Origin of the sequence: Aquimarina sp. EL_43 (genome assembly GCF_943422735.1) — a bacterium.
GTDB lineage: Bacteria > Bacteroidota > Bacteroidia > Flavobacteriales > Flavobacteriaceae > Aquimarina > Aquimarina megaterium.
This window is the reverse complement of sequence record NZ_CALSBR010000001.1, coordinates 4,874,359-4,900,055: the sequence shown is the minus strand read 5'-3', so window position 1 is coordinate 4,900,055 and position 25,697 is coordinate 4,874,359. Positions and strand designations below refer to the sequence as shown.

The following is a 25,697-nucleotide window of genomic DNA, read 5'->3' as shown; positions in this document are numbered from 1 at the left end:
ATTTTGTTGGTTTTTAACCGATACTTTATTGTAAGGAACTAGTTACTGCTTTTAATACAGGAGAACTATATAAATTTAAAAATAGGTTACGTATATAAGGTTGTTGAGAATGGGGTTTTCTGTAACGAGTATGTAACTTAATGAAGAGTCAAGAGTTATAATTCCTCCAATCTTACATTTGATTCAATTATAGAAGTACCATTAATTCAATTATCCCTGCTAGAAGAACTTTCTCTGTGTGTTTCATAGCCGCATATTGTCCTAGCGTATCTATCTTTTGCTGTTATGATAGAGATTTTTACAATAGAGTCTTTACAATTTCTTAACCCCGTACAATCTTTTTTATAATGATAGCGCTTGCTACTCATACTATTACAGATATATACTATTTTTGGGTTTTCTCGAGTGTTTTCTTGATTTTTCTCTTCATTTTCTTTTTCTTCCTGGCTGTATATAGAGCAGGAGAGAAGCATTGCTGTGATGAATAGTATTGTTTTCATGGTGGTCTAGTTGAATATTCATATATAATTATTGATGTGCTTTTTTTGAGACTTTTCTTTTACGGAAAAGCCAGGGTTCTATAAGTTCTTTTTGAGACCACATTCCTTTTTTATAGAAACGAGCCTCTTTTTCTAGTATATTGTAGGTAGTGTCTTTGGAGTATTTTTTAAAATGTAGGGCATATCCATTTGCAACCAGCTGTTTATTAAGTATTTTGTTTTTATACTGTACTACAGCAATAAGTCTTCTATACCGATCAAATTTTCCTTTAGTAATAATCTTTACTTCTTTATCAAAGCAGAAATCAGAAACAAATTGCTTTGCTTTTTGACCAAAAGGTTGTTTTTTCTCGGGACAATCAATATGTGCCAGCCTGATGATGATGGGTTCTTTATTATATAAGACTTCTATAGTATCCCCATCTTTTACGCCAATAACTTTAGCAAAAAACTCTTGAGGGAGTTTTTCTACAGAAGAAAATGATAGGCATAGTACTAAAATACATAGATATTTAAAGTAAGTAAGTTTCATTAACTTTATTTTTAATAAATTAAACTTGTTGTGCATTTAGATATTTCTTAACTATAATTATGCAAGTCTAAAGGAGTGATTCGACTTTAGGAGAAGTATATCGTGAATAGGATTTTAGTTTAAAAAGCTATTCACGATACATTTTGTCTCCATTCCATTACGACAAAACACTCGAATTGACGCTTTTTCCGTAATAATTTTCCTAAATGCACATCGGGTTAAATTAGATATTTGGTGTTTATTTAATTACACATACTTCTGGCTACGTATGTTTTATTACCATTAGAATTAATATAGTAACATCCACCTCTTGGCCCCCGGTAATAGGTTCTTTTTGTTTTTGTTCTATATTGTCTCTGCCTGGTGGTGGTATTTTCTAAAGAATTAGAATAATTCGTCTGTGCATTATAATTAACTGCTTTTGTAAGGTATTTCTTTTCAGTATTTGATGTTGTGGCGTTACCCAATTTTAAGTCTATTGCATCAATCCGTGCTTGTATTTCACGTACCTGTTGTAATAAATCGTCTCGTTGTTTTATCAGTTCTTCTCTTAAGTATAACGATGCTTCTACACTTTGCGAATGACATTGGTAGGAGAAGAGAAGAAGCAAAACTATTGCTGTTGTTATTCTTTTCATGGTATTGGAGTTTTAATAATTTCCTGTTCGTAATGATCTATAGTTTGTAGTAATTGTTCTTCAAAATTATAGATATCATCTACGGCATGTATCTGCTCTCTTTGAATATCTTTATTTTGACCAAAAAGACTGATATACTTTTTGTTACCATCCAGATGAAGTCTGCAAATAGGTTTTCTGTTATTATCATCCAATAGAATTCCGAAATAAGATTGTGTATCTCTATGTACAATTCTATTTATTGATATTTTTCGACGAAGAATAGCTTTTACAATTCGATATCCTTCTAGTTCTTCTTCTGTGGTGATTATTTTGCTAACTTCTTCTTCATGTTCTAATACTTCTTCTTGTTGCTTTTCTACTTCCTGACTAAGCGCAGAGTTTAGACGATCACTTACTCGTTCACTAATTGTTTGGTTAAAAGCTTTTTGTACCAATTCTGTAAATTCTTCCATAACACGCTCAGTCAACCTACCAGAATATACACGATTAGCAAATAATCGTATAAAATCATATGAAGGTGTTTGTAATTCTGCATTAATAAGCTTTCTAATTTCTTTAGTATATTTTAAAGAACTGGCATTATCAACAATTTTATTGATATCAAAATTAGATTTATGAAACTTGGCAATCTCACTAATGGTACTTTCTTTAAGGTGCGTGATATCAAATTCGAGAAATGGTTTTTCATCCATAATATTAGCCTCATCGAGATCAGTATAAAATCGATATTCAATCCCATTGGTTAATAATGCAAATCGGGTATGAGTAACATGAAAATATCGTGCTAATTGAGAGTTATGCACATTAAGGTCTTCTCTCCAATTTTTACATTCTATGATCATAACTGGATGATCATTTTGAAAAATAGCATAATCTACTTTCTCTCCTTTTTTTAGACCCAGATCTGCTGTAAACTCGGGAACCACTTCTGTAGGATTAAAGCTATCATATCCCAGTAGATTAATAAAGGGTAATACAAAAGCATGTTTGGTAGATTCTTCGTTTTCTATTTTATCTTTTAATTGCTCGATCTTATCGGCAAGGGCTTTAAGTTGGTTGTTTAGTTCCATAGTTAGTTAAGTTCTTTTTTTGCTTGTTTAATTAATGCCAATAAATTCAAGAAATCTGGTTTGTTTAGCCTTAACAAAGACTTGCGATCATTCTTTTTGAATTGGATATATGGCTTCCATATATTTTTATTCCAATAACATCCCGCTTCAAACCCACTCCTGCTTCTAAATGATATTTCTGTATAATTTTCTGGTGGAAAACTAAAAACTTGGCCTCGTATTATTTCTATTGATTTAATTAAGGCACTAATTTCATCAGTATCTAAAGAAGCTATTTTGGTATCAGAAGTATATTTATCTATAAATCTACGCTCTAATCTTAAAGAACTGATAGATTCCCCAGAAATCATATCCGTCAATTTGACTATCTTAATTTCTGTTTTATCGACTTTCCCTACTTCTTTAAACTGTTTTTCAATTAGAGATCCTGATTTGTTGGAAAAGATTTCAGCATTACTTTGATTTAAATTCGTTTTTTGATCTTGTGAAAAGATGGTGATATATATAAATAAGAATATTAATGGGATGATTTTTTTCATTTTGATTTGTATTTATATTGAAGATTATTATAAAAAATGTTTGGATATTTCTTCTTGCTTAATAATTTCTTGATTTGGTAGTATTATTTGTGTCTCATTATTAATAGGGTTCTTAAAAAGTTGAAAACCACTTCTACAATTACGAAATCGATACCTAAAAGCTTTAATTCCTGAGTTTATACCATTATTGTTTATTTGCTCATAAACATAATTCGAACAGGATTTTCGAAAAACACATCTTCTTCTTTTTGATTTTGGGATCAAAAACCAATACATTTTTATTGTAAATAGTAATATATGTTTCATTATGATTTTTTAAATATTATAAGTCCTACATGGGTAACAACATCTGGTGTTTTACCTAATCCAAAACATCCATCATTACCAGGAGTTAATTTGTCACTATATTGATGATTAATATATTCCCAACCTTGAGAATGTTGAGCATTAATAATATTTTGTAATTCTGAAGAGACATCTTTACTTCTTTCAAAATGAACTACTTTATATTCCATTAGTTTCTAAATTTTATGATTAATACACTTCAAACTTACCAACCCTAAAAACCAATCCCTTGTGGTTTTCCACAGAACCTAAAACTTATTAGAAAAGAAAAGACCTCACAGGTTTTAAAACCTGTGAGGTCTACATATAATAAAGCTTGTTACCCCAACACCAAACTTTATCCCTATTCCAGATTAATAATTATAGCCCTGCATTTTTAGCTTCTTGTTCTTCTATCTTTTTCCATTTTTTATAATTCTTCTCATCGTTCGCTTGTAAGTATGCTGCAGTAACTAATCCTGCTTGAACATATGCATCCGTTGCAAAACCATTTCTTTTTGCAATTTCATATTGCTTAACCGCATCATTCGCAACTTGAATTTGAATTTTGTTGATTTCTTTTTCAGCCTGTTTTTCAAGCCCACCACCAAAAAAGAAAGCTAGAAATATAATAGTTATAATTGCACCTGAAATAATTTGTATTGCTTTTTTCATGTCTGTAGAGTTTAAATATTAATTATTATTAAATTCAAATTTACTTTGACCTAAAAAGAATCCCTCGTGGAAAACCACAAGGGATAAAAATATATGCTTTTATAGTATTCGTTTATGAAATCAACCCTAATTGATTTACCATATAGATTAATTGCACATTGGTTTTCGCATTAAAATCTTCTCGTAGTTTACGTATTCTGTCTTCTACAGAGCGTCTGCTATTCGGCGAAATATTGTTTTGTATTAGGAATTGACTAATTTCTTCTTGCTTGTATCCTTGTACCAATAAGGTTAGCAGTTGTATTTCGTAAGCATCCAATTGTAAAACATTCTTTTGATGTAAAGCATTTTTAGAAACCGGACAAGTAAATGTTTTATGATCATATACCGCTTGTATGGCCTTATTTAACTCAGATAACCCATATAACCCTTTACAGACATATCCATTGATTTTGTAGTTTTCGAAAAGAGATTTCATAATAGCCGATTTATCTTCTCCCGAAAAAACAATGATTTTAATATCAGGCTGTATTTTTTTGACTTCTTCGATAAGTTGTTTCCCTGATGTGATAGTATGCTCTTTATAATCCAGCGTAAAGGAGAGATCACTGATCAGAAGCTGATAAGGAGAATCTTCTTGTAGTTCTCTTTCGATCTTGAGTTTTGTTTTATCACAAAACTGAGCCGTATCTACCTGTGCATTGGTAAATGTATGGACTGAAGAAACAATTCCCAGATTTTCATTATCGATATCCTCGGCAATAATAATTTTTGTAAACATACCTTGATTGATTAAGAGGTAAAAACAATTTTTGCTTTAAAACCTTGCTTAGGTTCAGATTCAAAAGTAATAGTTCCTTTGATGTCTTTCATGCGGTTTTCCACATTACGAAGTCCGTTTTTAGAAATAAGGTGTTTATCGGTAATTCCTATACCATTATCCACATAGGTAACGACGAGATGTTGTTTTTCTTTCAGAAATTGTACAGATACAAAACTGGCTTTACTATGCTTTTTCATATTGGTCAATAATTCTTTAAGTACCCAATACAATTCTCCTTTTTTATAAGCAGATACAGAAGACCAGAAATCAGCATCCAGAGTATTGGTAACCACTTTTGTGGTTTGACTGCCGTAAGAGTTTAACAAGGATAATACCTCATCACCATATTCTTCTCCCGTTTCTACGGTATGGTCTCTCGAAATATCTCTCACTTTATGGTATACACTATCAAACCCTTTAAGTATTTTTAGCTTATCGGGGTCGGTCGTAAAACCGGGATCTTGTTGTAATTGTGTAGCGAGATAAAAGATATCATTTCCTACTTCGTCATGTAATTTTTTAGAGATTCTTTTTTCGGTGGTGTGGCGTTCTTTGATAAGAGCAATTTTGGCCTGATGCTTACGATATCGATTAATAAAAATTCCTATGCCGGACATTATTAGTGCTAGTATTGCCAGAGCTAATTTTTGATTAGCATCTTGAGAAGATTTTAATTTATTTTGGGCAATTAGTATATCTTGTTTTTGTATTCTTTTTTCTTTTTCACTAAAATCATATTGCATAGCTGCATACTTATTTTTAGTAAGATCTCTAGCTCTGGTTATACTATCCTTAATAGTAATGTATAAATCCATATATTGATTTTTGGATTTTTCGCTCGAAACTAATCTTCTTAAATAATTTAATGCATCTAATCTGTCTTCTATGTTGTTTTGTTCAACTGTTAATTTGTATAATTGATTAGCATATTCAATCGCTTTTTCTTTATTTTTTTTAGTATAGTATTTCATTAAATGAGAAGTGCTCGCAATTACTCCTGGAACAGCATTATCAAGTGATTTACGAATATTCAAGGCTTCTATCAATTTGTGTTCTACGTCTAAAGAAGTATTAGAAAGCCATTGAGTATAGGCTAAGTTATCTATCACTCGTGCATATTCTTTTTTATTTTTACTTCTAGACATATTTCTTAGGATACTATCATATAATCTAATCGCTTTGTTGTATTCTTTTTTTTCTCTTAAAGTTAATGCTTTACTATTTAGCAGAATTACATTTTTTTCTTGAGATTTATTTAAATTTATGGCTATGTTAATTTGTCGAAGAGCATCACTATAATTGAGCTGTTTTTTAGAACCAATAGAAAGGTTGAAATATACATTAGTTATTGACGCATTATCTTTTAGTGGTTTTAAGTATCTCAAAGCCTCAATTAAAATTGTTTCTCCCAAATAATAATTATCATCGTCTATGAGGATTCTACCCATCGTATTTAGTTTCTTACCAACTGCAATACTATCGTTTATAGCAAAAAAAGTGTTCTTTGATTGATTTAAATAGTAATATGCACTATCGTTAATGCTTTTGTTCCGGTAATATTCAGCTATTTTAAAATAAGCTCTTCCTATTTGATTAGAATCTTTAACTTGTTGTGCAAGCGAAAGCATTTTTTTTGAATATAGTATTACACTATCCGGTTCTTTGTTTAGTTTATGCAAAAACGCTTTGTATGATAGGATGCGTAGCATTGAAGAATCTATATCATTTTTTGAACATTCTAAATAGGCTTTATTAATATAAATTAATCGTTTGGGTGGTTTAAGACATGTATCCTTACTAAGTTGGAAAAATTTTGTAATAGAATCGTTAGTGGGGGTATTTGATCGATGAGTATTTTTAGATTTATTGCACCCAATGATAGATATGATAAATATAAATAAGTATAAAATTGGTCTCAATGGCTAGATGAATTTGTATTCAACCAAATTAATAAAAAAAATAGGGCTTTGCATAGTTGCAAAGCCCTTTTATTGAGTTTAGTTTCCTTCACTTTCTTCGGTGCTCTCTTCTTCAAGATTTCCATCTTCCCCTTCGGTAGCGATTTCTTCAATATCGATTTCGTCGGTGATATCAGAGGTAGTACATGAAAATATTGATAAACTAAACATTACTATTGCTATTATTAAAAATGATCTTCTCATCTTTTTTTGTTTTTAAAAATTGAACAATAGTGTTGCTGTCCGGGGTTTAAATCCAGAGGATTAACAGCCATTCGGCAACACGTTAAATGAGAAGAAGCGCTTCTTCGATTTTTAGGAAGTAGAGTGGAAATAGGCCAACAGAAAAAGTGAATTGTACTTCCTGGATCAATACACAGATCCTGTCTTATATTTCCGGTTTCGAATCAGTTTTGTACATTGATCCTGATTTGTACATAAAAGGATCATTACCAATTCGATACCGCAATTTTCAATAAAAACCCCAGTATTGGGTGGAAATAGAAGGGAAGTCTGATAGAATTTTAGTGGAAATGAGTGATAATCAACCTTTAGATGTGTTTTTCCACAATAAGATTTCCATGAAATTTCCTACTTTTACTTATACAGACTAATAATTCATGGAGGAATTCAAGAAAATTGTAGCCTTATCATTTATAAAAGCAAAGAAGGATAACCCATTGGCAGGTTCGAAAACTGCTTTAGCAAAAAAGATTTCAAAAAGAATAACTAAAAATGAAAAAGAAGGAGAAAATGAAAGACACTATAAGACGCTTTCGAATTATTATGACTTCTTTTTTAAGAATGGTGCAAAACAAGAACCTACCGAGACTATTATTAATAAACTATTAGCGTATTTAAATTATGATTCAACAGACCAGTTCCTGAAAAACCAACCTATAGATGATAGTTATTTAAAAGAAGTGCCTTTTGTTGATTATAAAACTGAAATTGGAAGTGATGAAGAACTAACAAATGAAATCGATTGGGACCCACCAGAAAGAACAGATCCGCAAGGAGTTGGATGGAAAAAAATTGTAATTACCATTAGTTTTATTCCTTTAATTGCTGCAATTGTATTTTGGGGAATAGATTGGAAACAAAATGGTTGCATGACTTGGTCAAAAGATCATTATATAGTAATAGAATGTGGAAAAACCAATTCTCCTGATATAGCATTGAATCCAGATTTATTAGAGAATTTTAGAAAAATTGAATTGGATAGTACTATGAAATTATTCGAAAATGGAAAAGGGATTTATTGGTACAGCAAGTATGATAGGAAAATAGAGTATTTTACTATGGGAGGAAAACATCCAACTAATGGAAAAACATTAAAGCGTATTAGTCAGCCTATTGTTCGTAAATATATATATGGAGAAGAATAGTAGAATTGATATACACCATATGTTAAAGTCTGTCTAAAAATAACCGACACTCATTTTAACAAAACCTGCCAAAAAACAACCCAATACTTTACAAAATAGGCCAAACCCCACTTATATAAGTGGGGGTGGGTACTTATAGTAGTGGGTAGGTTAAGGGTATATAGGGTACTTATGGTAGTGGGTATCACTACCCGTAACCCTGGCCAGAGGTACTTCGATTGCTAGGTGGGGGTACTTCAAACAGAGGCAGCACTTGTGTTTAACAGAGGTGCTGCCTCTGTTTTATACAGGACACACCTGTGTTTGCACTGGGGGGGTGGGTACTTCTGTAGTGGGGGGAGGGTACTTCGTAAGTACCCTATCGTCCTAAAATAACTTTACATATGTTATAATAATCCTAAAATAAGGTTACAACTTTTAGTTCGTCCTGGTATTGGTTTACAATATTGAGATATTTGTACGATGATGCTCTTCTAGTTCCAAAAAATGAAACTCGTATGCGCTATTATTGTAAAAACAAAACTTTATATGAATGGATATATGTATATTTTAGAATGTAGTGATGGGAGTTATTATACAGGTAGTACAAAATATTTGGAGAGAAGAATACAACAACATCAAAAAGGAGAAGGCGCTAACCATACCAAAAAAAGATTACCGATAAAGCTACTGTATTATGAGCACTATAATCGAATAGACACTGCGTTCTACAGAGAAAAACAAGTACAAGGTTGGTCGAGAGCAAAGAAAGAAGCATTAATGAGAGGGGAGTTGGAAACATTACCGGGATTATCCATGGCGTATCGTGATAAAAATGGGGCTTCGAGAACCTCAGCCCCCGATGGTATCTCGGACTTTAATGATAAATTGAACTCGAACCCTGAGGCTCTCGAAGGGTGAGAACCATCACCTACCTTAAAATCATATTCTCTAACCTTATAACACATCTATTTTCGATGAGAATCCCGTAATGCAAGTATGTGAATTATGTAGTAGTCAGTAATATTGTTAAATATTTGATTTTTTTTCAAAATAAAGTGTCTATATATAAATGATTGTTATCTCTATAAAAATAGACAAGTAACCAAGCGGAGTTTTTTCCATCAAACCAAATGGAATTAAATTAAGTTTTGTCTTAAATAATATAATCTTAAAACCTAACGTAAATTATGAGAAATCCAGCAAAGTCATGCATACTACTCAGTGTTATGCATCTGATGTGCGACACCTAAAAACGCACATTAAATATCAATTACCAATTTCCCTTTCTACGGGAAGTATATATTCAAAATCATAAATAATAAAAAACTAAGTCAGTCATATAGTTTTTTAGATAGTCAGTCGTGAAAATAGGTTAAAAAGCCGAGCAGTTTTGTGAGGTTTTTTGACGCATCCTAGTGATGAAAAAACATTAAAAACCTGAATGTTAAAAATCAGGTTTTTGAGGTAATTAAATCATAACAAACAATTATTTAAAACTTACAATTATGAAAAATTTAGTTAAAGTAGCTTTTTGGCTATTATTCTGTGTTTTTAGCGTGCCGAGTACTGCACAAAGCTTTAATTACGGAGAAGCATTACAAAAATCTATTTTCTTTTACGAAGTGCAACAATCCGGGAAGTTACCAGATTGGAATAGAGTGAGCTGGAGAGATGATTCGGCAATAAATGATGGTTCTGGTGTTAATAAAGATTTGACCGGAGGATGGTATGATGCGGGAGATCATGTAAAATTTGGATTTCCTATGGCGTATTCTGCTACGATGTTAGCCTGGGGAGCTATAGAATATGAAGATGCGTATCGTAATAGCGGGCAATTACAGCATATCAAAAATAATCTACGATTTGTATGTGATTATTTTATCAAATGTCATACTGCTCCCAATGAATTCTATGGGCAGGTGGGTAATGGAGGAGCAGATCATGCCTGGTGGGGTGCTGCAGAAGTAATGCCTATGGCCAGACCTGCTTATAAAATCACAAAAGCAAAACCAGGAACAGAACTAGCTGGAGAAACTGCAGCAGCATTGGCAGCAGCCAGTATTGTATTTAAAGATTCTGACCCAACTTATAGCGCGACATTACTTTCTCATGCAGAACAATTGTATGATTTTGCAGATAAGCATAGAGGAGATTATTCTATATCTATACCAGATGTACAACAATACTATAAATCATGGAGCGGATTTAAAGATGAAATTGTATGGGGAGCTACCTGGTTGTATGAAGCCACAAAAAAACAATCTTATCTGGATAAAGCAGAATCAGAATATGATAATATGAATAATGAGCCACAGTCTACCACAAAATCGTATAAGTGGGGATTGGCCTGGGATGATAAATCATACGGATGTTACATCCTATTATCAAAGATTACGGGTAAAAATAAATATAAGATTGATGCAGAAAGACATTTGGATTATTGGACCACAGGATATAACGGAGAACGTGTTCCTTATAGTGCCGGAGGTCAGGCGCACCTAACGCAATGGGGGTCGTTACGTCATACTGCTAATACTTCGTTTTTAGCATTTGTATATAGTGATCATGTTGATACTCCCAAAAAAGCTACCTACCTCAATTTTGCAAAGCGTCAGATCAATTATATCCTGGGAGATAACCCCAGAAATAGTAGTTATGTAGTTGGTTTTGGTAACAATTCTCCTAAAAACCCACATCATAGAACAGCACATGGGACCTGGACTAATAACTTAACAGGTTTACCAAAAAATAATAGACACATTACCTATGGAGCACTGGTAGGAGGACCACCATCTGCCAATGATCAGTATGTAGATGATAGAGGAGATTATGTCGCAAATGAAGTTGCATGTGATTATAACGCGGCATTTACAGGAACTTTGGCTAGGATGTATAAAGAGTTTGGAGGGACTCCACTAGCCAATTTTCCTATAAAGGAAACCCCTAAAGACGAGTTTTTGGCAGATGCCAAATTTAATAGTAATAACCAGAATGGAATAACGGTATCGGTAATGGCCAAAAACCATACTGCATGGCCGGCCAGAACAACAAAGAACCTTTCTTTTAGATATTTCTTTGATATTTCTGAAGCTGTGAATAGTGGCTATACGATAAGTGACTATACCATAAAACTTAGTTATGTTGAAGGAAATGGAAAATTAAAGGTTAGACCCTGGGACGCAGCCAAAAACATATATTATGCAGAAGTTTCGTTTCCTAATGATCCTGTAGCTCCGATAGGAGAGTCCCCCAGTAGAAGAGAAGCGCAGCTACGAATAGAAGTAAAAGCAGGAATGCCATGGAATCTTGCAAATGATTATTCTGCAGATGGTCTTAATGAATCAACTCGTATCAATTCTCAGAAAATTCCAATGTATGATAAAGGAATTTTGATTCATGGTAAAGAACCCAAAGGGAAACCAATTGCTGTATTATCGGCAAATGTAACAACAGGAAATGCTCCTTTAGAAGTGAGCTTCGATGCTTCTGGTTCTAGTGATCCCGAAGGAGATGCGTTATCCTATTCATGGGATTTTGGTAACGGACAAACATCGACAGAAGAGAAACCAGTAGTGACATATGCCCAAATTGGATCATATGTAGTAACGCTAACGGTAAGTGATGGTACTGATGTTTCTACACCTGTAACAGAAACCATAACTGTAATCGATGGTAATATTCTTATCGCTGATTTTGTAGCAAATCCAACTACCGGAATAGCACCAGTAACTGTAAGTTTTGATGCTTCGGCTTCATCAGATTCTGATGGGAATCCGCTCACATATGCATGGGATTTTGGTGATGGTACTACAGGAAGTGGAGTAACAGCTACTCATGAATACACCACAGTAGGTACATATTCGGTAAAACTTACCGTAAGTAATGGGAATAAAGTGGCTGTTAAAACACTAACGGTAACTATAAGTGACGGAAAACCCATTGCTTCTTTTACAGCTGATCCAGAAGAAGGATTTATTCCTTTACTGGTTAATTTTGATGCATCAGCCTCAGTAGATCCTTCAGGAGGAACATTAACATATCAATGGGATTTAGGTAATGGTGAGACTGCGACATCAGAAACTGCATCAACAACCTATACAGCAGTAGGAGATTTTACCGTTACACTTACCGTTACGAATCAATTAGGAAAAACAGATACAGCAACCAAAGTGATTAAAGCATCCGATGGATCTGTTGATTGTGCTTTTGGAACTCCACTCGATTCTGGTATACCTTCTATTCATCAACGCTATGATTACATTCATGTTTTAGGACAAGGAGGGCCAGATTTTAGCAATGTTACTCATTTTGTTTTAAACTGGGATAATCGTAATAACGGGTTGTATCAATTCTCAATGAATACCAATAATGGAGTACCAAACTGGTATGTTGATATGTTAGGGAAAATAACGCACAACCTAAAAGCGGCTAGCCCAAGTGTAACACTAACAGGAACCGGGTTTCCAAAATTTGATGGATCATACTATGCTGCTCAACATGAAGGGAATTTTGTCTTAGTGTCTAAAAACAAAGGGTTTACCGTATATTTTAGTACATCGGCGACTCCTCCGGATTGTTCTAGTTCTTTAGAAAGAATGGCTATAAAAAATGAGAACTCAACAGACCATCAATTTGACATCACAATAAGTCCAAATCCTGTTAAAAATAAATTAACCATCGTTGGTACCGAAGATCTAAAAGGAAGCCAGATTATCATCACAAACTTAGCAGGGGAGGTAATCAGAAGCTATACTATAGGTAAGAGTAAGAAATCTACTATGATTCGTGTAGATCACTTAAGTTCTGGCCTGTATTTGGCAAAAGTAACCACAGTACATGGTAAACATATCGTTACCAAATTCATTATAGAATGATAGTTCACAATTAACCAAAAAGAGCGGGACATTCTTTCTCTCCCGCTCTTTTAACACTAACTCTTAAAACTTAATAAAATGAGAAAAATTAAATTATTTATTTGCACATTGATTCTTTTACTCCCTGCTTCCAGAAGTATGGGGCGAGAATTAGAAAAATCAATTATAGATTACGAATATCGGAATGTAGAAGATTGTACCTTTGGAACACCAGTAGCCAATCCATTACCTTCTACACCACATATTTCCTATACGAATATATTTGTATTAGGAAATGGAGGACCTAACCTAAGTAATGTAGCTAACTTTACTATTAATTGGGATTTAAGGAATAAAGGGCTGTATCAATTCTCTATGTTAACCACAGATGGAGTCCCGGGATGGTATGTAGACTTATTAGGAAACATTAACCACACTTTTGCAAATGCAAACCCATCAGTAAAACTTAGTAATACCAGGATTCCTGGGTTAGATGGTGATTACTATGTAAATAAAGAGGGAGATAACTTTATTATGGTTTCCAAAAATAAAGGTTTCACCATCTATTTTAGTACATCATCTACCAGGCCAGATTGTAGTGGAAGCGCTAATAATAATGACCCGATAGCAAGAATATCGGCTACACCCACTGCAGGAGTACCGCCATTAACGGTGAGCTTTGATGCTTCTGCTTCTAGTGATCCGGATTCAGCAGATGAAATACTTACGTTTGCCTGGAATTTTGGAGATGGATCTACTGCTACAGGAGAATTGGTTTCACACGAATTTGTAGCAGAAGGAGAGTATGATGTTGTTCTTACCGTAACCGATGAAGGAGGAAGAACCGGGCAGGCAACAAAACGTATCAAAGTGAAAGAAGATATTGTTACTCCTCCTGGATCTAACGAATACTATAACAGGTTCAATGAATTAAAAGACGAATTCTATAGTGTAAGTAATGGATATTTCAGTGCAGACGGGTCTCCACATCATTCTATTGAAACATTAATTGTTGAAGCACCAGATTATGGTCATGAATCTACAAGTGAATTGTATTCATACTGGTTACAGTTAGAAGTGATGGATGGAAAAATAAATGAGGACTGGTCTGGAGTTGGTGAAGTATGGGATGCAATGGAAAAATTTATTATTCCAACCGTAGACGATCAACCTACCAATTCTGTTTATAACCCTTCAAAACCTGCAACCTATGCAGCAGAATTCCCAGATCCTAATATGTACCCATCACCATTACAATTTGGATTACCGGTAGGAGAGGATCCAGTTTCAGCAGATTTATCGGCGACCTATGGTGACCAGGTATATCAAATGCATTGGTTACTGGATAACGATAATTTCTACGGATATGGTAATCGCGGAGATGGAACAAGTACGCCATCATATATCAATACGTTCCAGAGAGGTGAGCAGGAATCTGTTTTTGAAACTATTCCACATCCATCATGGGAAGATTTTACATGGGGAGGCGAAGAAGGATTTTTACCCTTCTTTACAGGCGACCCTAATTATGCAAAGCAATGGAGATATACCAGTGCACCAGATGCAGATGCCAGAGTAGTACAGGCGATGTATTGGGCACAAGAATATGCCAAAGAACAAGGAGTTACGCTTACAGACCATTTGGGTAAAGCGTCAAAAATGGGAGACTTCTTGAGATTAGCGATGTTTGACAAGTACTTTATGAAAATGGGGGCCGAGGGTCTTACTCCCGGAAAAGGGTATGAAAGTGCACATTATCTAATGTCGTGGTATATTGCCTGGGGTGGTGCAACACCTCCGGGAGAATGGGCATGGAGAATTAGTTCTAGTCACTGTCATTTTGGATACCAAAACCCAGTTGCAGCATATGCATTAACCAATGTAAATGAGCTAAAGCCTAAATCTCAAACAGGAGAAAATGACTGGAATACCAGTTTACAGAGAATGATGGAGTTTTACACCTGGTTACAATCTAAAGAAGGCGCAATTGCTGGTGGAGCTACAAATAGCTGGAATGGAGATTATAGCCCATACCCGGCAGGTAAATCTAAATTCTACGGAATGGCTTATGATGATAATCCAGTATATCATGATCCAGGAAGTGGAACATGGTTTGGATGGCAAGCCTGGTCTATGGAGCGTGTAGCAGAATACTACTACATCACTAATGATAAGATGGCTAAAGATTTAATAGATAAATGGGCCACTTGGGTTAAAAGTGTAGTGAAACTGGTAGGAGATGATGATTTTGAAATCCCTGCAACACTAGAGTGGACAGGAGAACCAGACGATTGGAATCCTGCCAACCCAGGAAGTAATAATAACCTTAGTGTTAAGGTGGTTGGATATGGTAAAGACCTAGGTATTGCAGCATCTACTGCAAAAGCATTGATCTATTATGCTGCTGCTACTCAGAAACATGCAGTATTAGATACAGAATCTCGCGATCTGGCAAAAGAAATACTGGATAGAATGTGGAACAAGTATAGAGATGATAAAGGAGTATCTGCACCAGAAACCAGAGGGGATTTTAATAGAATGTTTGAGCAGGAAGTTTATGTTCCTTCTAATTATAGCGGTACAATGGCTAATGGTGATGAAATTAAGTCTGGAGTATCTTTCTTAGATATCAGATCAGGGTATAAAAATGATCCTGAGTTTGGAAGACTTGAAGAAATGTATAATTCTGGACAAGAATATACACAACGTTACCATAGAAGCTGGGCTCAAATTGAAATAGCTCTTGCAAATGCAGAATATGGACATTTCTTTTATGAACCAGGAAATAAAAGTACTCCTGAAAAGAATCTGGGAATCAAAGTGAATCCTAATCCTGTATCAAGCTATGTAAATATTTCTGGAAACGCTAAGCTTACCAATGCTAAAGTTAAGGTTCTTGATATCGCAGGTAATGTGGTGGTAGCCAAATCTTTTAAGGATTTACAAAACAGCGCTCAACTTTCGCTAGAGGGGCTTTCTACCGGGTTATATATTATTGAAATTATCAATACAACTACGGGAGAAAAGTTCAGAGAAAAAATAATTAAACGATAATTATTTGAGTATCATAGAGAGGCACAATACGATGTGCCTCTCTATTCTACTTAAGTAAAATACTATAGAAAATACGTAATGATAGCTACTGTATACCAATCACAATTCTAACATGAATTAGATCAAAAAATGAGATGTATAATTAGGGTGCAATACCAATAGTTTAGAATTCAATTTCTCAAAAGAGATAATACATGTATTTCTGTTGAAAAATTTAATGATAAAGTAATAATGCACTACGATACTCTGATTATTCGATGATTGAAAGAGATGTTATATAGAATATGTAATGATGATTCGTATGATAAAGTAAATGCTATCAGACCTCAAACACAATACACATTAAACACATGAAAACTAAACAAAAATTATATCGCAAATGGTTAGCCATTATGACATCAAAAGGGTTATGGTTGTTATACGTTTCAGCTATTTTGATGTCATTTGGCCTTGCTAAAAAAATGATCGAATCCTATGACGGGACTTCAGGTCCGTCGATGACTACACAAACATGGCCTGCAGGTACTTTTTTATCAAATTTCCCACAAGGAGACCGGATTAATACATACCATCGTAATTATCTGATGATAGCCGGCCAGGAAGGAACGGGGATATGGGATGTTTCTAATCCAACAGATCCCAAGAGACTTCAGTTTGATGGGGCAGGAAATAATGGGCATCGATGGTGGAAAATGGGCGATCTGTACTATAGAGAATATTCTGTACCAGAAGTAGCAGGATCGGGATATAAATACCTTGACCTTTCGAATATGTTAGAAAGAAAACCAATCACTTCTTCTAATGTTTTATATACGGTTAAAGACAATCAACCTCATTATGATAATTTAGAAACATTTCCGCACACTATAGACGGCGATAGGGTGTATGATATGAGAAGTGGGGAGCAAGTAGGAAAAATACCAATTGCTGCTACGCTGCCAGATATAGTACTGCGTTTAGGGAATTATGTTTTTTATGCTCCGCAGAGTGGGGAAATAAAAGTATTCGATTTTGGAGATCCGAAAAACATAAAATTTCTGGGTGCTTTTGGAGGCGGAGTACCACATGAGCAATATAGCACTGGTTTTCAGGTATGGAGAAATTATTTGATTTATATGAGCGGAAATGAAGGAGATAATACATTGGTAGCTTTTGATATAAGTGATCCTACTAATGTAAAACACGGTTTTAATATCTCCTCAGATGATATTACTCTGGGACGTTATATGATTTTTAAAGATGAATTTGGTTTTACAGGAAGGTTTGATAGAGGAGTAAAATACAATTTTGAAAAAATGCGTGTAGAGCAAGAGTTTTTTCCTCCTTCTGATGATGAGACCTTACAGTTGTTAGATAATCAATGGATGCCTATTGGGCATATCTTAGTAGCAAGTGGGGATGGTAAAACTTCTATTTTTTCTCATCAGGATGATCTGGATACACGTCCGCCAACTGTAGGGCATCATTTTCCTGTATCAGGAGCAACAAATCAACCCGTAGATACAACTATTGGTTTTGTAATCAATGAAATTCTTGATGATAATTCGCTTAATGATAAAACGATACAAGTAAGTCCATTAGGAGGAAATCCTATTAAAGGAGATGTTACTTCGACTTCTTATCATGTGATTAACTATGCTCCGCGAGAGAAATTATTACCCAATACAACGTATGAGGTAAAATTTGTCGATGGAGGAGTTAAAGATGCTGTAGGTAATGGGATTAAAGAGTATGTGTTTTATTTTACAACAGGAGGAGACGCTTCAAACAAGTCACCAGAAATTACCAGTATAGATAGTAATATGCCATCACCTGTAGGATTGGACGATACAGTTGAGTTTGTAGCAAATGCATCTGATCCCGATGGAAACTCGATGAGTTACCGTTGGGATTTTGGTGATGGTACCCCTAAAACGGATTGGATAGGAGAAAAAACGTCACATACTTTTGCCAAGCCAGGAAATTATTTGGTACAGGTACAGGTATCTGATAACAATGGAGGGTTTGCTGTATTTTCAAAATCATTATCTATTGTAGAAACATTACCAGCTAGTTTACCTACACAATCTACTCCAATTGCAGTAGATGAAAATAGAAGGATTATTTGGTCGGTTAATCCCGATAATAATACGATAACCTTGATTAATGCAGATGATTTATCTGTAATCAAAGAGGTAAGTACAGGTACAGATCCAGTAAATGTTGCAGTAGACTCAGATGGAAATTCATGGATAACTTGCAGGGATTCTGATGAAATATATGTGCTTAAAGCGAATGGTGCGATACACGCAAAAATTCCTTTACCTAAAGGTTCTCGTCCATTTGGAATTGTTTTTACGCCAGATCAAAGCCGGTGTTTTGTATCTACTTATGGGTCAGGAAAAATTTTAGAAATATCCCCCGTAACTCAGCAAATAACTGCCACACTTACTATAGGGCAAACACCAAGAGCATTAGCAGTAACAGGAGATGGAAAAGAATTGCTCGTAACCCGATTTATATCCCCAGATGAAGAAGGGCAGGTTTGGAAAATAGATATAGAAACATTTAAGCTTACCCATACAATTGCATTACCGATAGACGATTTTACTGTGGATAATGGAAACGAAGGTAGAGGGGTTCCGAATTATGTATCGGGTATTAGTATACATCCTAATAATAAATCAGCTTGGTCTGTAGCAAAAAAAGATAATATATTAAGAGGTCTTTCCCGAGATGGAAAACCACTTCCTTTTGACAATGCAGTACGAACTGCAATAGCATCGATTGATTTAACTACAAATACAGAAAAGCTAGCGCATCGATTAGATATTGATAATCATGGGCAACCTTCTTCTGCACTTTTTACCCCAACAGGAAATCTTCTTTTTCTTACGATGCAGGGTAATAATAGAATCGTGGTAATTGACCCACAAAAAGGACTAGAACTCATAAAAAAAGAGGTAGGCAGTGCTCCTCAGGGAATGGTAATCGATAAAAAAACAAATCGCCTTTTTGTCAAAAACTTTATGAGTAGAGATATTACGGTATTTGATGCAAAAGAAATGATCGAATCAGGAAATACTTCTTTAGAAAAAATAGCTACAGTGAAAACGGTTACGAATGAAAAGCTTAGTACGACAGTATTAAAAGGAAAGCAAATATTTTATAATGCTGCTGACCTGAGAATGGGAACCGACGGATATATTAGTTGTGCAAGTTGTCATATTGATGGAGCCCAGGATGGTCGCAATTGGGATTTTACAGATAGAGGAGAAGGAGTACGAAATACAATCTCCTTGGTCGGAAGAGCGGGAACAGAACATGGTAGAGTGCATTGGAGTGCTAATTTTGATGAGATTCAGGATTTTGAAAATGATATTCGTTTTCATTTCAAAGGTCGGGGGTTTATGAAAGACAGTGACTTTAACAAAGGAACAACAGGACTTTCTCTGGGAGATCCAAAACAAGGGAAATCGGCAGATTTAGACGCGCTGACAGCATATATAGAATCCCTCAATACTTTTGATCCCAGCCCATATCGAAAAGCAAATGGAGCCTTGACAAATGATGCAGTGGCCGGAAAAAGAATATTTAAAAACCTACAATGTGCTTCTTGCCACGGTGGAAATAATTTTACCGATAGTAAAAGCGGAAAAATGCATGATGTGGGTACGATCACAACGAATAGTGGTAGCCGCTTAGGAAAAAAAAATATTAGGGATTGATACTCCAACATTACGAGATGTATGGGCTACAGCCCCTTATTTACATAATGGAAGTGCTACAACCTTAGAAGAAGTATTTACCACTTATAATACTAATGATGCACATGCTGCCACTTCTAGTCTTAATCAATCTGATTTTAACAAATTGATAGCTTATATCAAACAGATTGATGGCTCAGAACCGGCTATAGAACAATCACAGGTTGTAAAAATGGCATCTCCAAAAGCAGGAGCAAGTATAGAGAAGTCTGATCCTGTGAAATTAAGTGTACAAACAAATATAGATGGAGTTACCAAAATCGAATATTATATTGATGGTGAATTATTGGGAGAAGTGAATACTACTCCTTTTGAAATGAGTTGGAGCCCTGTACTATGGAAAGCATATAAGATTTCTGCAAAAGTGTTTTATAACCAGGGAAATACTGCTTCTCTTACCTCAGAAATAAAAGTAAGGTATAAGAAGCAAATAAAAGTAATGTTTGTAGTGGGAGATGATAAAAAACTAACTCCCGAAGATCAAAAGATAAAATCACGCTTAGAACAGCAGTTAGGATTTAAAATACTTCTGTTTTCTGATGAAAAAGTGAGTCGCCCAGAAATGGCAAATCCATATGATATGGTACTCGTTTCTTCTTCTGTCGATCCGGGAGTACTTGGAAACGATTTAGAATCTGCTGTAGTGCCTATTATGACGTGGGATCCTTTTATGTATGGGAAACTGAAACTAACTTCGGGAAATATCAATTCTGGATTTGGATTTACACCACAAGCGTATCCAAAAGTGACGATTTCTAATGCTGATCATCCTCTTGCCGCTGGACTAAACGCGGGAAAAACAGCATTATACAAAATTACGCAACGAATGCCCTTTGGCAAGCCAACAGAAAATGCAGTGACTATTGCCAAAGTGGGGAATCATCCAATTCTATTTGGTTATGAAGCAGGGACTTCGCTCCCTTCCAGACGACTAGCTTTTCCGCTTAGGGATCAATTTATGCACCTGCTCACCGACAATGGATGGGAACTTTTTGATGCAGGAGTATTATGGACATTGCATGGAGGAGATGCACAAACCCCGGTACGACCCTTACCAGATATTCATTTTAAATCCCCTTCGGATGGTGAACTGGTAAATACACCATTAAAAATAAAATTTGATACCGAAGGATGGAACCTTCCATCTAATTTGTACAAGTTGAGGTTTAAAATTGATGGAAAAGATCGCGGTTTGATTACTAGTGAAGGGGTTTTTACCGATGGTACAGTTCTGTCTGAAGGACCCCATAAATTAGCATTACAGATGGAACGTAGTAATAATTCGGTGTTGGATTTAAAAGATGAGATTACAGTAATCGTTACAAAAGACCCTCTTCCAGAAAGACCAACAGCTATTATTCAGTCTCCGATTAATGGAAGTATCTTAAAACCAAATTTTGATGTTAAGTTTACCACTTATAAATGGGATATTAAACCAGGAGGGAAGCATATACGATACTATATCGATGGTATAGCAAAGGGTTCTGTTTATACAATTGAACCCATTTCAATTCAAAATCTTGAAGATGGAGATCATAAGATAAAGCTAGTATTGATGGATGAAAACGGAAATCCTGCTGGTGATCCGGGAATAGTTAACATAACGGTAGATAAAAGTATCATAGATTTACCCGATACTCCTTTTAGAGTAGAATATTATGATAATACTCAAAACGTAAATTCTTCAGAAATAAAACCTGTATTTCAGATTGTAAGTGATTCTACCAAAGCAATACCATATTCAGAATTCAAAATACGATATTGGTATACCCCAGAGCATACTGCGGCAATGAGTTTTGGTATAGATTATACTTCGATTAGTGGAGTAAACGGAAAATTTAAAACCAAAGGAGAAGAGAAGTATGTTGAAATAGGCTTTACTGGAGCTTCAGGAAAATTACCTGCAAAAGGAAAATCTGGTGAAATAAAAACAAGAATACATCATGCGGGGTACCTAACTCATAATCAGTCTAATGATCACTCTTATGATGCAAATAAAAAAACCTTGAAACCTCATGTCAAAGTAACTTTATATCATAAAGGGAAATTAGTATGGGGTATGGAGCCCAAAGACGAATCTGGTACGCCGGTTGCAGTGATATCGGCAAGTACGACCAGCGGAAAAAAACCTTTAGAAGTACATTTTGATGCTTCGGGGTCCAGTGACCCCGATGGAAATTTGTTGACATATACATGGGATTTTGGAAACGGAGAAACTTCTTTAGAAATGGCTCCTGTAGTTATGTACACAGAAATAGGATCTTATTTGGTAAGTCTTTCTGTAAGTGATGGCGTTAATACCTCTGTAGTAGCAACAGAAACAATAACCGTTATTGATGATAATAGTAGTCCTATTGCTGATTTCATAGCCAACCCTACTATAGGTGTAGCACCATTGCTTGTTAGTTTAGATGGATCTTCTTCTTCAGACCCGGATGGAGATATTCTTACATATACCTGGGATTTTGGAAATGGAAAAACAGGAACGGGAACTACAGTTACTCATGAATATGATACTGTAGGTGATTATGTAATACAACTTACTGTAAGTGACGGTAAAAAGGAAGCACATAAAACAATAGCCATAAAAGTAAGCGATGGTAAACCGATAGCTTCTTTTACTGCCGATCCCGAAAGTGGAATACGTCCTTTATTGGTGAATTTTGATGCGTCATCATCAATAGATCCTTCTGGAGGAGTATTAAGTTATAATTGGGACTTAGGAAATGGAGAGACATCAATATCTAAAACTCCATCTGCTACATACACAGTACCTGAAGAGGTAAATATTACACTTACGGTGACTAACCAATTAGGAAAAACAGATACAGTAACCAAAGTTATTAAAGTGATTGATGGAGCTGTTGGTTGCAATTTTGGTGTTCCTTTGGATACGGCATTGCCTTCTTTAAATCAGCAATATGATACTATTCATGTTTTAGGGGATGGCGGACCTAATTTGGATAATATCAAAAACTTAACTATAAATTGGGATTCGAACAATAATGGTCTATATCAGTTTTCTTTGAATACAAATGATGGTACTCCAGACTGGTATGTGGATTTGTTACAAAAAACTACCCATAGTTTTAATGCTCCAAAACCAGAAGTACAGTTGAGTACTACAGGAATTAATGGTTTAGATGGATCATACTACGCCACTACAGACGAAGGAAACCTTGTATTAGTATCAAAAAACAATAATTTCACTTTGTATTGTAGTACATCATCTACACCTCCCGATTGTCAAGCTACCAATTGGGTAAATGAAGAGACATCCTTTCAGAATAGGAACATGCAATTAAGTTCGATGAAAAGCACTACTATTAAGATTAGCCCTAATCCCGTTAGCAATAGACTATTTCTACATAGTTTCGAAAACCTTCAAGGAAGTAAAATCACGATTACAAGTATAGCAGGAAATGTAATAAAAGATGATGTGATTCGTGAAAACAGTAAAGAAGTAATAATTAATGTAAACCAACTAGACCCCGGCTTTTATCTAGTCATAATAACCACACTTAAAAAAGAGAAAAAAGCCATGAAATTCATTGTTGAATGATGCGTTTTTGTTTAGAGAGAAAAGAGAGAGGTAAAACTCTCTCTTTTTATTTTTAGTAAGGAAATACCAATACTTTTAATAATGATTTTTAATAGATTCATCAATATCCCAATCGTTAAGGCTCTAACTAATTAGAATTGTACATATTGACATGGTGAGATAGGATGGAAGACTAAAAAATAAACCCTAGATCCATCTTTATGAGTCTAGGGTTTATATCCATCTATAAATATAATAATCTACGAACTAGGGAGCGGTTATATAATCTGTTGCTACCCAACGGTTATTGTTATATACAAGGGTTATACTTTCGTTTTGATCTAATACACGGGTAAACCCAGTGCCTGGACTAATAATTGCGAAACTAGATATGGTAATTGTATTGGTGGGGTGTACATTAATCAAATGTACCTTTTGACCAATCTTACCAGCAGTAAAACTATTTATCGTCGTGTTGGCATTATTAAAAAGTACTATAGATCTCCCTGTTAAATCATACGCTCCCACAAAAGTCGGAGCACTAGATTCTGTAAAAACAGCTTTGCGTAACGATTTACTTATCGATAATGTTTTCGCATCTAGTTCATTAAAATTAGCATCACCGTTAATACTTACTAGTTTTGTAGGATCTGCAATACCATTATTTATAGTTCCATTATTTTCAATCTGTAAACGGGTATTTTGTGCAGTTTCGAAGATAATATGACCATTGGTATCTACATCGGTATCTGCGCCGATAGTAGTACTTCCGGTATTAGATGTAGAAGCTGTACCTGCTCCGGGGAGATTGGTTAGACCATTTCCATTTCCAACAAAGGCCGTAGCGTTAACTGTTCCGACTACTTCTAGTTTTTCTGTCGGAATACTATTTCCAATGTTTATATTTCCATTTGCAGTAATACCAAGAGTGTTGTTTGGTGCACCCGCCATAATCAGAAAAGGATTTCTATTACCTGTAATATCTCTAATAGCAAAGTAATCTTGCCCGTTATTTACATCATCGTTAATTTTTATGGCCCAATCATTCCTTGGAAAGCTTGCAGAGACACTGGTATCATCAAACAAAAGACTTATGGTTTTATCACGTAGCACCATATCATTTTCTCCAAAATCCATTCCTGTGGTTGCGTCTTCACCAATTCCTAAACGATTTTGGATAATTGCATCACTAAAAAAGACATTATTCCTGGTATTAAATTCAATATTCGCCGTTCCAAAGGATTTTAGGGTTCCTGTATTGTCATAGTAAAAAAGAAATCCTTTAGCATTTTCTTCATAAAATAAAGAACCTGGAGTTTTTGTACTAATACCATTAGTATTAGCATTGCTTAGTACTATTCCGTTCTTAATTCCTAACACGGCACTACCAAAAGTAGTAGCATCAGTAAAACCAATTCCTACTTTTCCGCTCTCATAATATACATTATCATTTATTTTAGACCAGATGATATCAAAAGCAGTTCCAGCGGTAGTCCCAAAACCGGGAAAGGAAACTTTTGCTGTATTAAGTGCTATATCGTTAGCGATTTGATCAAAGTTTGTTGCAGTTGTAACATTTAGTAGATTTAATTTATCTACCTGTGCAGAAGATATAGTGCTTGGTGCATTGTTTATGTTATTGTAATCTACGCTTAATGCCCGACTTGCTGTGTTACTGGTAAACCCATAAGGAACACTGTGTAATGCTGCTACTCCTACAATGTCATAATCTGTACCTCCTGTAGGATCAGTTTCTGTCTTGATAAAATACACCGTACTTCCCCAATCAATATTTGATAAGGATCCAGATATAATTGTTCCTTCACCTACCAGTACATTTACCATACCTGCAAAATTAGTGGTGGTATCATGTGTTTCACTATATACAGTGGTTCCTGTAGTACTACCTTGTAATATACTAATGCGCAGAGATACAGGAGCATTAACAACCAATACATTTGATGTACTACGTACAATAGCTTGATAACTAAATAGCTCTGGTGATTGTGCGTATATACCTGTTGTCGCAACAAGCAGGCATATGAATATTAATAGTTTCTTCTTCATCGCA

General features: G+C 34.9%; 18 protein-coding genes and 1 pseudogene. 7 read left to right on the top strand and 12 right to left on the bottom strand.

From position 1 onward, the window contains the following. Window positions 1–206: 206 nt before the first annotated feature. The 11 genes from NNL09_RS21055 to NNL09_RS21005 form a co-directional block, all read right to left on the bottom strand. Complete coding sequence (locus tag NNL09_RS21055; RefSeq protein WP_196910008.1) at window positions 207–500, bottom strand: hypothetical protein; 294 nt, start codon at window positions 498–500, stop codon at window positions 207–209. A gap of 28 nt (window positions 501–528) precedes the next feature. Beyond that, on the bottom strand, window positions 529–1,032 hold the full coding sequence (locus NNL09_RS21050; RefSeq protein WP_231389102.1) for a thermonuclease family protein: 504 nt from the start codon (window positions 1,030–1,032) through the stop codon (window positions 529–531). 242 nt (window positions 1,033–1,274) lie between these two features. Further along, entirely contained in the window at window positions 1,275–1,670 is a 396-nt protein-coding gene (locus NNL09_RS21045; RefSeq protein WP_196910010.1) for a hypothetical protein, read from the bottom strand. Further along, entirely contained in the window at window positions 1,667–2,743 is a 1,077-nt protein-coding gene (locus tag NNL09_RS21040; protein ID WP_196910011.1) for a type I restriction endonuclease, read from the bottom strand. Before NNL09_RS21040 ends, NNL09_RS21045 begins: the two co-directional genes overlap by 4 nt. Before the next feature lie 2 nt (window positions 2,744–2,745). After that, complete coding sequence (locus tag NNL09_RS21035; protein ID WP_196910012.1) at window positions 2,746–3,282, bottom strand: hypothetical protein; 537 nt, start codon at window positions 3,280–3,282, stop codon at window positions 2,746–2,748. Between the two features lie 27 nt (window positions 3,283–3,309). Continuing rightward, entirely contained in the window at window positions 3,310–3,588 is a 279-nt protein-coding gene (yidD, locus tag NNL09_RS21030; protein ID WP_196910013.1) for a membrane protein insertion efficiency factor YidD, read from the bottom strand. Beyond that, window positions 3,588–3,797, bottom strand: a complete 210-nt coding sequence (locus NNL09_RS21025; RefSeq protein ID WP_196910014.1) for a hypothetical protein — start codon at window positions 3,795–3,797, stop codon at window positions 3,588–3,590. Before NNL09_RS21025 ends, yidD begins: the two co-directional genes overlap by 1 nt. Before the next feature lie 190 nt (window positions 3,798–3,987). After that, a complete protein-coding gene (locus NNL09_RS21020) occupies window positions 3,988–4,281 on the bottom strand; it encodes a hypothetical protein (protein WP_196910015.1) in 294 nt (97 codons plus the stop codon). A 112-nt stretch (window positions 4,282–4,393) separates the two neighbouring features. Next, window positions 4,394–5,062, bottom strand: a complete 669-nt coding sequence (locus NNL09_RS21015; RefSeq protein WP_196910016.1) for a response regulator — start codon at window positions 5,060–5,062, stop codon at window positions 4,394–4,396. Between the two features lie 11 nt (window positions 5,063–5,073). Then, window positions 5,074–6,732 carry a sensor histidine kinase gene (locus tag NNL09_RS21010; RefSeq protein WP_196910017.1) on the bottom strand — a complete coding sequence of 553 codons (1,659 nt, stop codon included), beginning with the start codon at window positions 6,730–6,732 and terminating at the stop codon, window positions 5,074–5,076. 369 nt (window positions 6,733–7,101) lie between these two features. Continuing rightward, entirely contained in the window at window positions 7,102–7,266 is a 165-nt protein-coding gene (locus NNL09_RS21005) for a hypothetical protein (protein WP_196910018.1), read from the bottom strand. A gap of 416 nt (window positions 7,267–7,682) precedes the next feature. Between NNL09_RS21005 and NNL09_RS21000 the strand changes: the two genes are divergently transcribed. The 7 genes and pseudogenes from NNL09_RS21000 (at window position 7,683) to NNL09_RS20965 (ending at window position 23,647) form a co-directional block, all read left to right on the top strand. Beyond that, on the top strand, window positions 7,683–8,450 hold the full coding sequence (locus tag NNL09_RS21000; RefSeq protein WP_196910019.1) for a hypothetical protein: 768 nt from the start codon (window positions 7,683–7,685) through the stop codon (window positions 8,448–8,450). Window positions 8,451–8,936: 486 nt separating this feature from the next. After that, entirely contained in the window at window positions 8,937–9,350 is a 414-nt protein-coding gene (locus NNL09_RS20995) for a GIY-YIG nuclease family protein (protein ID WP_231389103.1), read from the top strand. 587 nt (window positions 9,351–9,937) lie between these two features. Continuing rightward, window positions 9,938–13,306, top strand: a complete 3,369-nt coding sequence (locus NNL09_RS26275) for a glycoside hydrolase family 9 protein (RefSeq protein ID WP_196910020.1) — start codon at window positions 9,938–9,940, stop codon at window positions 13,304–13,306. Between the two features lie 78 nt (window positions 13,307–13,384). Beyond that, window positions 13,385–16,339 (top strand): glycoside hydrolase family 48 protein, encoded by a 2,955-nt coding sequence (locus tag NNL09_RS20975; RefSeq protein ID WP_196910021.1) that lies wholly within the window; start codon window positions 13,385–13,387, stop codon window positions 16,337–16,339. A 350-nt stretch (window positions 16,340–16,689) separates the two neighbouring features. Then, window positions 16,690–20,046, top strand: a complete 3,357-nt coding sequence (locus NNL09_RS20970) for an Ig-like domain-containing protein (protein ID WP_254514270.1) — start codon at window positions 16,690–16,692, stop codon at window positions 20,044–20,046. After that, a pseudogene (locus NNL09_RS26320) lies at window positions 20,033–20,116 on the top strand (hypothetical protein); the annotation flags it as partial. The gene NNL09_RS20970 and the pseudogene NNL09_RS26320, both read left to right, overlap by 14 nt. Window positions 20,117–20,191: 75 nt before the next feature. Further along, a complete protein-coding gene (locus NNL09_RS20965) occupies window positions 20,192–23,647 on the top strand; it encodes a PKD domain-containing protein (protein ID WP_254514269.1) in 3,456 nt (1,151 codons plus the stop codon). Window positions 23,648–23,893: 246 nt separating this feature from the next. On the opposite strand, the gene NNL09_RS20960 is transcribed toward NNL09_RS20965, so the two are convergent. Then, window positions 23,894–25,693 (bottom strand): hypothetical protein, encoded by a 1,800-nt coding sequence (locus NNL09_RS20960; protein WP_196910023.1) that lies wholly within the window; start codon window positions 25,691–25,693, stop codon window positions 23,894–23,896. Window positions 25,694–25,697 lie beyond the last annotated feature (4 nt).

Bases quoted from the DNA above. Each gene is read 5' to 3' on its own strand.
- NNL09_RS20995 (WP_231389103.1), top strand. From the start codon at position 8,937: ATGAAACTCGTATGCGCTATTATTGTAAAAACAAAACTTTATATGAAT.
- NNL09_RS20960 (WP_196910023.1), bottom strand. From the start codon at position 25,693: ATGAAGAAGAAACTATTAATATTCATATGCCTGCTTGTTGCGACAACA.
- NNL09_RS21050 (WP_231389102.1), bottom strand. From the start codon at position 1,032: ATGAAACTTACTTACTTTAAATATCTATGTATTTTAGTACTATGCCTA.
- NNL09_RS21005 (WP_196910018.1), bottom strand. From the start codon at position 7,266: ATGAGAAGATCATTTTTAATAATAGCAATAGTAATGTTTAGTTTATCA.
- NNL09_RS21000 (WP_196910019.1), top strand. From the start codon at position 7,683: ATGGAGGAATTCAAGAAAATTGTAGCCTTATCATTTATAAAAGCAAAG.
- NNL09_RS21055 (WP_196910008.1), bottom strand. From the start codon at position 500: ATGAAAACAATACTATTCATCACAGCAATGCTTCTCTCCTGCTCTATA.
- NNL09_RS20970 (WP_254514270.1), top strand. From the start codon at position 16,690: ATGAAAACTAAACAAAAATTATATCGCAAATGGTTAGCCATTATGACA.
- NNL09_RS21045 (WP_196910010.1), bottom strand. From the start codon at position 1,670: ATGAAAAGAATAACAACAGCAATAGTTTTGCTTCTTCTCTTCTCCTAC.
- yidD (WP_196910013.1), bottom strand. From the start codon at position 3,588: ATGAAACATATATTACTATTTACAATAAAAATGTATTGGTTTTTGATC.
- NNL09_RS21035 (WP_196910012.1), bottom strand. From the start codon at position 3,282: ATGAAAAAAATCATCCCATTAATATTCTTATTTATATATATCACCATC.
- NNL09_RS21040 (WP_196910011.1), bottom strand. From the start codon at position 2,743: ATGGAACTAAACAACCAACTTAAAGCCCTTGCCGATAAGATCGAGCAA.
- NNL09_RS20975 (WP_196910021.1), top strand. From the start codon at position 13,385: ATGAGAAAAATTAAATTATTTATTTGCACATTGATTCTTTTACTCCCT.
- NNL09_RS21025 (WP_196910014.1), bottom strand. From the start codon at position 3,797: ATGGAATATAAAGTAGTTCATTTTGAAAGAAGTAAAGATGTCTCTTCA.
- NNL09_RS21020 (WP_196910015.1), bottom strand. From the start codon at position 4,281: ATGAAAAAAGCAATACAAATTATTTCAGGTGCAATTATAACTATTATA.
- NNL09_RS26275 (WP_196910020.1), top strand. From the start codon at position 9,938: ATGAAAAATTTAGTTAAAGTAGCTTTTTGGCTATTATTCTGTGTTTTT.
- NNL09_RS21010 (WP_196910017.1), bottom strand. From the start codon at position 6,732: ATGCTTTCGCTTGCACAACAAGTTAAAGATTCTAATCAAATAGGAAGA.
- NNL09_RS21015 (WP_196910016.1), bottom strand. From the start codon at position 5,062: ATGTTTACAAAAATTATTATTGCCGAGGATATCGATAATGAAAATCTG.